Below are 12,152 nucleotides of genomic sequence, written 5' to 3' on the forward strand. Positions count from 1 at the left end.
CTGCGGCAGGCTGCCCGTGTTGCGCGGCGGTTGGTTGAGGCCATGTGAGTTGCGGGGTGTGCTACCGGCTGGAGGGCTCGGCCGTGTGGGGGCGGTCGGCTCCCCATCCGCGGTTGCCGGGCGCACGGGGCTGGAGCCGATCAGTTGACGTGGCGGGCGGATAGACCTGGGGGCGCCGGGAGGACGGATACCGCGTCGGGAGAACACACTCATGCCCCAAACATTACGGTATGGTCAAGCGTGCCGGTGGATTGTCCGAATCCGGGACAAACGTGCTTGGAGTACCGATCCTCGGTTTCAGACTCGTTGGAGTCATGCGGCTCGACGATCGGAGACCGAGCCGGCGGCAGGCGTTTGTCCCCGATCATGACACTCGGTCTCGGACTTGCGTCCCACTCCTTGCACGTCGGCTATCTGCGCCCGCCGTCTGCGGTAACCTCACACCCGCCCCGCCATCCCCGACGGACGGAAACCACCGTGTCCGCTGCACTCACCGAAGCCCTGTCCAATTTCGAGGGCTTCGTCTCCGGCAATATTCTGATCTGGATCCTCCTGGGCACCGGCCTGTACCTGACCGTGCGCACGCGCGCCGTCCAGCTGCGGCTCTTCGTACGCGCCCTTCGCCTCGTGGCCCACTCCCGTCACCAACGCGGTTCCCTGTCCAGCTTCCAGGCCTTCGTGATTGGTCTGGGCGGGCGCGTGGGCACCGGCAACATTGCGGGCGTGGCCCTGGCCGTCACCCTCGGCGGCCCGGGCGCCCTGCTGTGGATGTGGGTGGTGGCGATCCTCGGCATGGCGACCAGCTTCGCCGAGTCGACCCTGGCCCAGGTGTTCAAGGTCCGCAACGTCGACGGCATCTTCCGCGGCGGTCCCGCCTACTACATGCAGCGCGGCATCGGCGGTGGCCTGGGCCGCTACATGGGCGTCGTGTTCGCGGTGATGCTGGTGTTCTCCTACGGGCTCATCTTCCCGATGGTGCAGTCCAACACCATCGCCCTGACCCTGCGTGAGGCGCACGGCGTGAGCACCTCGGTCACGGCGATCGTGCTTATGGCGCTGACCGCCCCGATCCTCCTGGCCGGCATGCGGATGGTGGCGAAGGTGACCGAGTGGCTGGTCCCACTGATGGCCCTGGCCTACCTGGTGGTGGTACTCGTGGTCATCGTTGTATCCATCGACCGGGTGCCCGGCGCCTTTATGGACATCTTCGCCGGCGCCTTCAACCTGCGCTCCGGCCTGGCCGGCACCGGCGGCGGGATCTTCGCCACCTTCCTCAACGGGACCAAGCGCGGCCTGTTCTCCAATGAGGCCGGCCAGGGGTCATCCCCGAACGGCGCCGCCACGGCCGACGTCGCCCACCCCGTCACCCAGGGGCTCATCCAGGCGCTGGGCGTATGCGTGGACACGATCCTGATCTGCACCGCCACCGGATTGACCATTCTGCTGTCCTCTCCGGCGGTCTACGCGCCGGGGGTAGAGCCGCAGTGGGCGGAGACCACCCTGGTACAGCACGCCCTGGGCGACGCCGTGCCCGGCAACTGGGTCATCTGGTTCATGAGCTTCGTGGTGCTCACCTTCGCCTACTCCTCGGTGCTGGGCTACTCCGCCTTCGCCGAGATCAACGTCAGCTACCTCGGCGGCGGGCAACAGGCCGGCGTTGCTCTGCGTCTGGCCATGACGGTCGCCACCGGGTTGGGTGCGCTGGTCACCCTGGATCTGGCCTGGGTGATGGCGGATGTGGCCCTGGCGCTGATGACGATCCTGAACCTGGTGGCGGTGCTATGGCTGTCCGGCTGGGTGGTGGCCACGCTGAGGGACTACGACGCCCAGATGCGCGACGGCGTGGCCGAGCCGGTGTTCATCGCCTCCGGCAACCCGTTGCTGCCCGGTGAGCTCGACGGCGACGTCTGGACCGCCGACCGGGCCATTCTGCGACAGGACAGCCTCCACGAGGAGATCTGAACCGGTCCCGGTGCCGCCGCCGTGCGGGAGACGCCGCCGCGCCGTAAGCGGGGGCCACTCGGTTCGGGGGAGTGGCGGACCGCGGCGTGCTCTGTGGGCGATCTCGCACCGAATCGGTGCGGTGCGGGCGTCCCACGGCTGGCATGCGGCGGCGTCGCTCTGGCAGAATGCACGGCTGTACTCGACCGTTCCCGGTCCCTCTCCCGGTGCGATCGCGTCTCGGCCCTAACCGGCCCCCGTTGCTGTAACCCCACCGGGAATCGGCATGGGCCAAACCATCGAGAACCAGGAGTTTTTTCCAAGTGGCAGTCAAGATTCGCCTCAAGCGCCTCGGCAAGAAGTTCGCACCCTTCTACCGGGTGGTCGTCGTCGACTCCCGTAAGAAGCGCGATGGCCGTGTCATCGAGGAGATCGGCGTTTATGACCCGATGCAGGAGCCCTCGCTCATCCGCATCGACTCCGAGCGGGCCCAGTACTGGCTCGGCGTAGGCGCACAGCCCTCCAACGCCGTCTTCAACCTGCTCAAGATCACCGGCGACTATCACACCTTCAAGGGCCTGAAGGGCGTTAAGCCCCGCCTGAAGGTCAAGGACGCCGAGGCGGAGGTCGCCGCCAAGCAGGCCGCCGTCAAGGCCGTTGCCGACGACGCCGAGAAGCGCAAGGCCGACGCCGCCGTCAAGCAGGCCGAGGCCCAGGCGGCCGCCGCGGACGAGGAGCCGACCGAGGCCCCCGCCGAGGAGGCCTGACGTGCTTGCCGACGCACTCGAACACCTCGTGCGCGGCATCGTCGACAACCCCGACGACGTCACCGTCACCGCCCGCACGCTGCGCCGCGGCGACCTGTTGGAGGTCCGGGTCAACCCCGATGACCTCGGCCGCGTGATCGGCCGGTCGGGACGCACCGCCCGCGCACTGCGCACGGTCGTCGGCGCGCTGGACGACTCGCCGGTGCGCGTGGACGTCGTGGACACCGACCGCCGCTGACACCGGCGCGAAGTCTCACCAGCGCCGCCGCCCGCATCCCACCCCGGGATGCGGGCGGCGGCGTTTTCAACAGTGTCCGCCGATAACTCGATAACTCGGACGCGGAGGATTGGCGTGAGGGTGGGTTATCGGCGCGAACGTGTTGCTTTAGGTCGGGTTGTCGGCACGGACGTGTGTTTTGGCCCGGCGGCGTGTGGGGGGCGTGTTTTTGCACGACCCTGGGCGACACTGCACGACCCTGGTGCTCGTTCCACGACCCCGGGGTGGTCGTGCAACATGCACCAAGGTCGTGGAACGCGGCCCGAGGTCGTGCAGTATCACTCTCCTGCATCAAGCCGGGACGGGCACCCTACACAAACCACGACCAACTGACACGCACACCCAGCGCTAGCGCCTACTACGAGCCTTTGTACCCTGGTGTGCGGGTATTTGCCGCACACCAGGGTACAAAAGCTCGCAGCAGAGGGTGCTTGCGGTGGTGGCGCCTGCGATGGTGACGCGCATGGTGGTGCTTGCGGTGGTGACGCGCATGGTGGTGCTTGCGGTGGTGGCGCGCATGGTGGTGCTTGCGGTGGTGACGCGCACGGTAGGTTTGGGTGCGTGCTGCTAACCGTCGCCGTCATCGGCCCCGCCCACGCCCTCAAGGGCGAGGTGCGCCTCGAAATCCGCACCGACGATCCCGAGGGCCGGCTCGCCCCCGGTAGTGTGCTGCCCGTCGATCCCGCCACCGGCCCCGCTGCCGCTGGACACCTGACCGTCTCCCGGCTGCGCTTCGACGGCACCCGCTGGTACGCCGCCTTCGTCGAGGCCCCGGACCGCACCGCCGCCGAGGCCCTGCGCGGGGTGAAGCTGCTGGTGGAGACGGACGCCGAGGAAGCGGAGGACGACGACGCCTGGTACGCCCACGAGCTGATCGGCCTGCGGGCCATCCGGGTGCTGGCGGACGGCAGCACCCAGGAGCTGGGGGAGGTGAGTGGCCTGGAGCCGGGTGTCGCCCAGGACCGCCTGTTGGTGCGTACCCCCGACGGACAGGAGGTGTCCGTCCCCTTCGTCGAGCAACTCGTCCCCGAGATCGACCCCGACGCCGGCACCGTCACCATCGACCCGCCCGGCGGCCTGTTCCCCGGCCTGGGAGAGGCGGAGGAGGCCCGGTGAACCGCCTGGACCAGACCGAGGCCGTCGCGGCGCCGTCCCCGATGCCCGTCGCGGAGGCGTTCCCGGCGTCCGCCTCCGGGCCCCTGCGCCTGGACGTGGTGACGATCTTCCCCGACTACCTGCGCGTGCTTGACCTGTCCCTGATCGGACGAGCCCACGCCGACGGGCTGCTGGACCTGCATGTCCACGACCTGCGTGACTGGACCCACGACCGCCACCGCACCGTGGACGACACCCCCATCGGCGGTGGCGCCGGCATGGTGATGAAACCCGACGTGTGGGGCTCCGCCCTCGACGACGTGCTGGCCGCCCCTCTGCCCGCCGCCCCGGCCAGCGCTGAGGTCGCGGAGCCCACGAAGGTTGCGAGCCTGCCCGCCCCCAGGCGCGTGCTGGTGATCCCCACCCCCTCCGGTGAACTGTTCACCCAGCGCACCGCCGAGAACCTGGCGGGCGCCGACCAGCTCGTCTTCGCCTGCGGCCGCTACGAGGGCATCGACGCCCGCGTGGCCGAGCACTACGCGTCGTCCGGCGTGGAGGTGCATGAGCTCTCCATCGGCGATTATGTGCTCAACGGCGGGGAAGCCGCCGTCCTGGTCATGATCGAGGCTATCGCCCGCCTGCGCCCCGGTGTGCTGGGCAATCCCGAGTCGATCGTGGAGGAGTCCCACACGGGCGCCGGCCTGCTGGAGTACCCCGTCTACACCCGCCCCGTGGCCTGGCGCGGCCTGGACCTCGCCGCCACCGAGCCGGTGCTTCTGTCGGGCGACCACGCCCGCATCGATCGCCACCGTCGTGACCAGGCGGTGGCCCGCACCGCCGTGCGCCGCCCCGACCTAATGGCCCGACTGGACCCGGCCCGCTTGGACGCCGGCGACCGCGCCGCCCTGACCCGCAACGGCTGGGTCGCGCCGGCCGGCGCCTCCCACCCGGTGCCGTTGGTGGTGCGTCCCGCACTGGAAGCGGATCTGCCTGCGCTCGCGGACTTGGCCGCGCGCACCTTCCCCGACGCCTGCCCCAGCTTCTTGACGAGCGAACAGATCGCCGCCCACATTGCCGTGAATCTTTCCCCTCAGCGCCTGGCCACCTGGCTGGCGGACCCGCGCGTGGTCCTGACCGTGGCCGAGCTGCCCGACGGCCTGCCCGCGCCCCCCGAGGTCCCCGGCACCTCGGCGCTGCCGCCCGGCGCGTTGGTGGGCTACAGCGCGGTGGTCGCCGAGTCCCTCGACGCCGCCGGCGCCCTTCCCGCCGGACTCGACCCGCGCCCGCCCTCCGTCGGCGTCCCGACCGGCCCCGACGACGTCGGTGGGTTGGCTGCGGAACTGTCCAAGGTGTACGTCGACGCCCGCCTGCGTGCCTCCGGCATCGCCCCGACCCTGCTGGCAGAGGCGGTCTGTGATGCCGCCACCATGGGGGTCACCGCGCTGTGGTTGGGCACCAATGACGCCAATCGCCGCGCCCAGAAGGCCTACCGGCGCGCCGGCTTCCGCAAGGTCGGTACCCGCACTTACGAGGTCGGCGGGGAGCGCTGCCGCGACGTCGTCATGGCCCTTAACCCGCAGGAAACGGCCGCGTAGACGTTACCTGGCCGCCGGCGGGAGGCGCACCGCGCAGCCGGCGGACGTGAAATCCGGCACGAAGCGCCGTCGTAGCCCTCTGACGGCGCGGCCCCTGTGGCAGACTGGACCGGCCTCGGGCCTCGGACCGCCCCTGCCACTGGGGAGGCGGTCAGGAGTAGGACCCGCTGGCATCCGCATGCGGCACGAGCCGCCCGACCGGCACCCCGGCCGGCGGCGCCGCCTGTTAAACGCTCGCTGACCAGTGGCACGGGCGTGGAGAGAAATCAATGACCAACCTGATCGACGAGATCGACGCCGCCTCCCTGCGCGACGACATCCCCAACTTCCGGGCCGGCGACACCCTGCGGGTGCACGTCAAGGTCGTGGAGGGGTCCCGCAGCCGCATCCAGGTCTTCCAGGGCGTCGTCATCGCCCGCAAGGGATCCGGGGTCTCCGAGACCTTCACCATCCGCAAGGTCTCCTTCGGCGTCGGCGTGGAGCGTACCTTCCCGCTGCACACCCCCACGATCGAGAAGATCGAGGTCGTCACCCGCGGTAACGTGCGCCGCGCCAAGCTGTACTACCTGCGCAACCTGCACGGCAAGGCCGCCAAGATCAAGGAGTACCGCGCCAACTGACGGCCCGGAACACTTCCGAGCCCTGGTGCCCGGGGCCCACGGGTCCCGGGCACCGGCGCATCCACCCGACCCCAACCCTGAAACCGCCCAGCCACTATTCGAGAGGGAAACGGTGACCGCACCGCAGGAAGACGCCGAAGACCTGCCTGAAGCCGGTACCTCCGCTCCCGCGGCCGCGGATGCCACCGACGGCGCGGACGAGCTGCCCCCCTCCTACGAGCCGGTCCACCGGCCCACCCCACTGGCCGCACCCGAGCGGGCCGAAGCCGAGCCCGCGCCGCGCCGCCGCGGCTCCACCCTGCTGATCGTGCTCGCGGTGCTGGTGGTCGTCGCCCTGGTCAAGACCTTCGTGGTGCAGACCTTCGGCATCCCCTCCGGCTCCATGGAGGACACCCTGCTTGAGGGCGACCGGGTGGCCGTGACCATGTACGACGCCGACGACGTCGACCGCGGCGACATCGTGGTATTCACCGACCCGGACAACTGGCTCACCGTCACCGAGCCCACCGGGTTGAGGGGCTTCGTCCAGGACGCACTCATCGTCCTGCACCTGCTGCCCGAGGACTCCGGCCACCACCTGATCAAACGCGTCATCGGCGTCGCCGGGGACCGCATCGTCGCCGACGGCGAGGGGTCGCTGACCATCAACGGCGTCGAGGTCCACGAGCCCTACCTGAAGTCCGGCCGCTCCGCCTCCGACGTCGCCTTCGACGTCACCGTCCCCGACGGCTATGTGTGGGTGATGGGCGACAACCGCGCCAACTCCGCCGACTCCCGCTTCCACCAGGACGACGCCAACGGCGGATTCGTCCCGCTGGACGACGTGGTCGGGGTCGCCAAGGTCGTGCTCTGGCCGCTGTCACGCCTGGAGACCCTTGACGACGGCGGCGCCTTCGACGCCGTTCCCGACGCCGCCACGAGCACCACCGCCGGGACCGGTCCGTGACCCGCGCCCGCATCCTGCCGGACCGCGCCCTGGAGGAGCGGCTGCTGGTCCGCTATCCGCTGGTCGGTGGCATGGACGAGGTCGGCCGGGGCTCCCTGGCCGGACCCGTCAGCGTCGGCCTGGCCGTCGTCTCCCGGGCCACGCCTGCTGCCTTCCCCGCGGGCCTGGCCGACTCCAAGCAGCTCACGCCCCGCCGTCGGGAGGCGCTCGTGGAGCCCTGCCGCGCCTGGGCGGTTGACCACGCCGTCGGTCACGCCGCGCCTGCGGAGATCGACGCCGTCGGCATCATCGGCGCACTGCGACTGGCCGGGCAGCGGGCCCTGGCCGAGGTCGCCCTACGCGGTCACCTGCCCGGCGCCATCATCCTGGACGGCACCATGAACTGGCTGCGCCCTCCCACCGGCCCTGCCCCGGCCGACGCGGCCGAGCAGACCACGGCGCCGGCTGCGGTGACGCCGGTGGGGCCGGCCGCGTCCGTTGCAGTAGCGTCCGCCGCGCGGCCCATCCCGTCCGTGTACACCTCCGTCAAGGCGGATGCTCACTGCGCGGTGGTGGCCGCCGCATCCGTTCTGGCCAAGGTGGAGCGCGACGCGCTCATGACCGCCCTGCCCGACCCCGGCTACGACTGGGCCCGCAACAAGGGCTACACCTCGCCGGCCCACATCGAGGGCCTGGCCCGCCTGGGCGCCAGCGATCAGCACCGCCGCTCCTGGCACCTGCCCGGACTGGATCGCTTCACGGCCCGGGCTGCCGGGGCCGACCCCGCGCCGCTGCGCGCCGCCGCCCCGGTACAGGCGCCGACCCGGACCGTGGCTGTGGCCGACGCGCCCGCGGGACCTGCTGCCGGAAGGGACGCCCATTGGGCATGATGGACGGGTGAGTGCTGAAGATCTGGAGTCGTATGAGAACGACTTGGAGCTCGACCTGTACCGCGAGTACCGCGATGTCATCTCCCTGTTCTCCTATGTCGTCGAGACGGAGCGCCGCTTCTACCTGGCCAACGCCGTGGACGTGCAGGTGCGCACCAACGGCGGCGAGGTGTTCTTCGAGCTGACCCTCGAGGACGCCTGGGTGTGGGACATCTACCGGGCCAGCCGATTCGTGAAGTCCGTGCACGTGGTCACCTTCAAGGACGTCAACGTCGAGGAGCTGACCAAGCCGGAAATGGACATCCCCTCCTGACCGGCCGCCGGCCCTGAAATGACCGCGCGGAGGATTCACCAGATCCCACAGGCATCGTTCGTGCACCCCTAATCCACAGAGATCAAATCGCGCGCTGGCCCCGCCACGCCCCCACGGGCACGCTGGTGGTGGAGGTCAAGCCCATGCAACCAGCACCAACCACTACGCCGACCGACCCGCGCCGGCTCATCGGTCAGCGCGGCGAAGCCATTGCCGCCCACTATCTGAGCGACTCTGGCTGGCGCATTCTGGACCGCAACTGGCGGCCCGGCCCCTGCCTGCGCGGCGAGGTGGACATCGTTGCCCTGCAACCACATCCCGACGGCCTCGGCACGCTGGTGATCGTGGAGGTCAAGACCCGCACCTCCGCCGTCGCCGGACCGCCGGCTGAGGCCGTCGACGCGCGCAAGCTAGCCCGCCTGCGCACCCTGGCCGTCGCTTGGGCCGCCACACACCCGGTGCCGCACGCGGGGCTGCGCCTCGACGTCGTCTCCGTTCAGTTGCGTGCCGGCCGTCCCGCCCTGCTGCGCCACCACCGGGGAGTGGGGGATTGAAATGGGCCTGGCACGCACCCTTGCCGTCACCCTGACCGGACTGGCCGGACACCTGGTGGACGTGGAGGCCCACTCCGCTCACGGACTGCCCGGATTCACCCTCGTCGGCCTTCCGGACGCGGCCATACGCGAGTCGCGCGAGCGCGTCCGGGCCGCCCTGTCCACCTGCGGAGTCACCTGGGGCGAGCACCGGCTGACCGTCAATCTCTCTCCGGCCGACCTGCCCAAGACCGGGACCGGCTTCGACCTGGCCCTGGCGCTTGCGGTCCTGGGCGCCCGCGGCCAGCTGCCGGCTCGTGCCATCGCCCACATGGCCCGCACCGTCTACATCGGGGAACTCGGTCTGGACGGCTCCATCCACCCGGTCCGCGGCATCCTGCCCGCCGTGCGCGCCGCCGCCGATGCCGGCGTGACCGAGGTGGTGGTGGCCTCCGGCGCGGGCCGGGAGGCGGCCCTGGTACCGGGCGTGGACGTGACCGCCGTCAGTCACATCGGCGAGTTGCTGGAGCGCTACGGCGGGAAGCTGCCCGGTCGGGCCCGCGAACTCATGCGCCGCGCCCGCCGTGAGGCGGCCCACGCTCCCCGCCCCGCCGGAGGCCGAGACCGGGTGCGCGAATCCGACCTGGCCGATGTGGTGGGACAGACCCAGGCGCGTCATGCCTTGGAGGTCGCCGCCGCGGGCGGACACCACCTGCTGCTGATCGGCCCGCCGGGCGCCGGCAAGACCATGCTCGCCGAGCGCCTGCCCTCCATCCTGCCGCCCCTGAGTCCCGACGACGCCGTCACCGTCACCTCCATCCATTCCCTGGCCGGAACCTTCAACGCCGACGCCGGCCTGCTCACCCGCCCGCCCCTGCGCGCGCCCCACCACACCGCCACGCGCGCCGCCGTCGTGGGCGGCGGCACGGGCACACCCCGCCCCGGTGACGTGTCGCTCGCCCACCGCGGCGTGCTGTTCCTGGACGAGGCCCCCGAATTCTCCGCCGGCGTGCTCGACTGCCTGCGCCAGCCGCTGGAGTCCGGAGTGGTGACCATCGACCGGGTGGGCGGGCGCGCCACCTACCCGGCGGCCTTTCAACTGGTGCTGGCAGCCAACCCCTGTCCCTGCGGGCGCGCCACGGGGCGTGGTCTGGAGTGCACCTGTACCTCTTTGCAGCGGCGCCGTTACTTCTCCCGCCTGTCCGGCCCCCTGCTGGACCGGGTCGACATCCAGGTGGAGGTCGCCGCCGTCACCGCCGATGACCTGGCCGCCGGAACCGCCGGCGAGCCCAGCGCCGTCGTCGCCGCCCGCGTCGCCGAGGCGCGCGCACGGGCCGCCCGGCGGCTGGCCGACACCCCCTGGCGACTGATGGGGGAGGTCCCCGGGGGCTGGCTGCGCTCGCCCGCCTCCGGCACCGACCCCTCTCTGCTCACCCCGCTCATGACCGCCCTGGACCGGGGCGACCTGACCCTGCGCGGCGTCGACCGGGTGCTGCGGCTGGCCTGGACCCTGGCCGACCTCGGCGCCCGCCCCGCGCCCACCCCCACCGATATCGGCGCCGCTCTGGCGCTGCGCACGAGAGGAGCCCGCCCATGAGAGCCGCGAACACATCCGCCGCCGGCTCCACCGCACACGTCGCCTGCGCGGACCCACCGCCCGCCTCCGATGTCGGCGTCGAGGCCACTGTCGATGGCGACGCCGAGGCCCTGGCCCGGGCCACCTGGTCGCGGCTCGCCGAGCCCGCAGACGCCCACGCCTGCGCCCTGGTCGGCCGCCTCGGCGCCACCGCCGCCCTGGACTGGCTCACCCATGAGGCCCTCGACGCCGACGGGGAGCCCCGGCCCGCCCCACGTCCGCCGCTGCCGCCCCACGGAGACGCCGCCCGCGCCAGTGCGGACTGGGCCACGGCCGCCGCCCGTTGGGCCCCGCGCCTGCAAGGCCTGGACATCCGCCGCGAACTGGATGTGTTGGAACGCCTCGGCGGCAGCCTGCTCATCCCCACCGACCCGGGGTGGCCCACGGGGCTGAACGACTTGGAGCGCCCACCCCATTGCCTATGGGTGCGCGGCGATCCCGCCCTACTCGTCGCCCGCCGTGGCGCGCCCGACGTCGCCCTGCCGCGGGCCCGCGAGGATCTGGTGCCGGACGGCCCCGGCGCCGGATGCGCGCTGGCGCTGGTCGGGGCGCGCGCCTCCACCGATTACGGCGAGCACGTCACCTTCGATATGGCCAGTGGGCTGGCAGCGAAGGGTGTCGTCGTCATCTCCGGCGGCGCCTTCGGCATCGACGCCGCCGCCCATCGTGGCGCCCTGCGCACCGGCGTCACCGTGTCTGTGTCCGCCGGGGGAGTGGATCGGCTCTACCCGGCCGGCAACGCCGACGTGCTGGAGGAGGTCATCGCCACCGGTGCCCTGGTGGCCGAGGTGCCGCCCGGCTGCCAGCCCGGCCGCCACCGCTTCCTGACTCGCAACCGGCTGATCGCCGCCATGAGCGACGCCACCGTCGTCGTAGAGGCCGCCTGGCGGTCCGGGGCCCTGTCCACCGCCCATCACGCCCTGGAGGTGGGCAGGCCGGTGGGGGCCGTGCCCGGGCCGGTCACCTCCATGGCGTCGGTGGGCTGTCACCGGCTGCTGCGGCAGGGCGCCGTCTGCGTCACCGACGCCGACGAGGCCCTGGAACTGGTCGCACCCCTGGGAGCCACCGACCCCGATGCGGCCAAGGCCGCGGACCCCGCCAATGCGGGATCCGGGCTGCTCGACGGCCTGGATGGGCCCGCGGCCGTCGTCCTGGACGCGCTACCCGCCCGCGCCGAAGCCAGCGTGGAGTCGATCGTGCGCGCCGCCGGGCTCACCGAACGCGAGACCATCGCCGCCCTGGGACTGCTGGAACTCGAGGGCCGGGTGGAACGCCGTGGCGCCGCCTGGCGCCGCGCCCGCGGGCACCGGTGAACTCGATGCCGGTTGGCACCGCTGCCGCCCCAGCACCGACGAGTCTTACCGGACCACCCCTCGTCAATGCCCAGTAGCCGCCTACCGCCCCAGCACCGACAAGTCTCACCACCCTATGTCTCGGCGTGACGGCGTCTCGCGGACTCGTCCGATTGGAGGGTGCTCTGTATCTCGGCTCAAATGAACGGAGCACAGTCGGAAGGAGCCATCGTCGTAGTTCGAGGATGGAGGACGAGAATACCGCCGC

At 71.5% G+C, this 12,152-nt stretch carries 12 protein-coding genes; all 12 read left to right on the forward strand.

What is annotated here, in order from left to right; genetic code table 11:
- Positions 1-477 precede the first annotated feature (477 nt).
- The 12 genes from ACGLYG10_RS13110 (at position 478) to ACGLYG10_RS13165 (ending at position 11,905) form a co-directional block, all read left to right on the forward strand.
- Positions 478-1,962 carry an alanine/glycine:cation symporter family protein gene (locus tag ACGLYG10_RS13110; RefSeq protein WP_073332894.1) on the forward strand — a complete coding sequence of 495 codons (1,485 nt, stop codon included), beginning with the start codon at positions 478-480 and terminating at the stop codon, positions 1,960-1,962.
- Positions 1,963-2,264: 302 nt separating this feature from the next.
- Positions 2,265-2,708: a 30S ribosomal protein S16 gene (gene rpsP / locus ACGLYG10_RS13115; RefSeq protein ID WP_073332896.1), complete on the forward strand. Its 444-nt coding sequence runs from the start codon at positions 2,265-2,267 to the stop codon at positions 2,706-2,708.
- Position 2,709: 1 nt separating this feature from the next.
- Complete coding sequence (locus ACGLYG10_RS13120) at positions 2,710-2,946, forward strand: RNA-binding protein (RefSeq protein WP_073332898.1); 237 nt, start codon at positions 2,710-2,712, stop codon at positions 2,944-2,946.
- Between the two features lie 600 nt (positions 2,947-3,546).
- A complete protein-coding gene (rimM, locus tag ACGLYG10_RS13125; protein WP_073332900.1) occupies positions 3,547-4,101 on the forward strand; it encodes a ribosome maturation factor RimM in 555 nt (184 codons plus the stop codon).
- An 83-nt stretch (positions 4,102-4,184) separates the two neighbouring features.
- Positions 4,185-5,675, forward strand: a complete 1,491-nt coding sequence (gene trmD, locus ACGLYG10_RS13130; RefSeq protein WP_170866526.1) for a tRNA (guanosine(37)-N1)-methyltransferase TrmD — start codon at positions 4,185-4,187, stop codon at positions 5,673-5,675.
- Between the two features lie 269 nt (positions 5,676-5,944).
- Positions 5,945-6,295: a 50S ribosomal protein L19 gene (gene rplS / locus ACGLYG10_RS13135; RefSeq protein ID WP_073332903.1), complete on the forward strand. Its 351-nt coding sequence runs from the start codon at positions 5,945-5,947 to the stop codon at positions 6,293-6,295.
- A 112-nt stretch (positions 6,296-6,407) separates the two neighbouring features.
- Positions 6,408-7,241: a signal peptidase I gene (lepB, locus tag ACGLYG10_RS13140; protein WP_073332906.1), complete on the forward strand. Its 834-nt coding sequence runs from the start codon at positions 6,408-6,410 to the stop codon at positions 7,239-7,241.
- Entirely contained in the window at positions 7,238-8,110 is an 873-nt protein-coding gene (locus ACGLYG10_RS13145; protein WP_073332908.1) for a ribonuclease HII, read from the forward strand. Before lepB ends, ACGLYG10_RS13145 begins: the two co-directional genes overlap by 4 nt.
- Before the next feature lie 7 nt (positions 8,111-8,117).
- Positions 8,118-8,423 carry a DUF2469 domain-containing protein gene (locus tag ACGLYG10_RS13150; protein WP_073332911.1) on the forward strand — a complete coding sequence of 102 codons (306 nt, stop codon included), beginning with the start codon at positions 8,118-8,120 and terminating at the stop codon, positions 8,421-8,423.
- Positions 8,424-8,566: 143 nt separating this feature from the next.
- Positions 8,567-8,977, forward strand: a complete 411-nt coding sequence (locus ACGLYG10_RS13155) for a YraN family protein (RefSeq protein WP_073333246.1) — start codon at positions 8,567-8,569, stop codon at positions 8,975-8,977.
- 1 nt (position 8,978) lies between these two features.
- Positions 8,979-10,553, forward strand: a complete 1,575-nt coding sequence (locus tag ACGLYG10_RS13160) for a YifB family Mg chelatase-like AAA ATPase (protein ID WP_073332913.1) — start codon at positions 8,979-8,981, stop codon at positions 10,551-10,553.
- Complete coding sequence (locus tag ACGLYG10_RS13165) at positions 10,550-11,905, forward strand: DNA-processing protein DprA (protein ID WP_083565917.1); 1,356 nt, start codon at positions 10,550-10,552, stop codon at positions 11,903-11,905. The genes ACGLYG10_RS13160 and ACGLYG10_RS13165 overlap by 4 nt, the downstream gene beginning before the upstream one ends.
- Positions 11,906-12,152: the final 247 nt, after the last annotated feature.

Source organism: Actinomyces glycerinitolerans (assembly GCF_900098745.1).
GTDB lineage: Bacteria > Actinomycetota > Actinomycetes > Actinomycetales > Actinomycetaceae > Actinomyces > Actinomyces glycerinitolerans.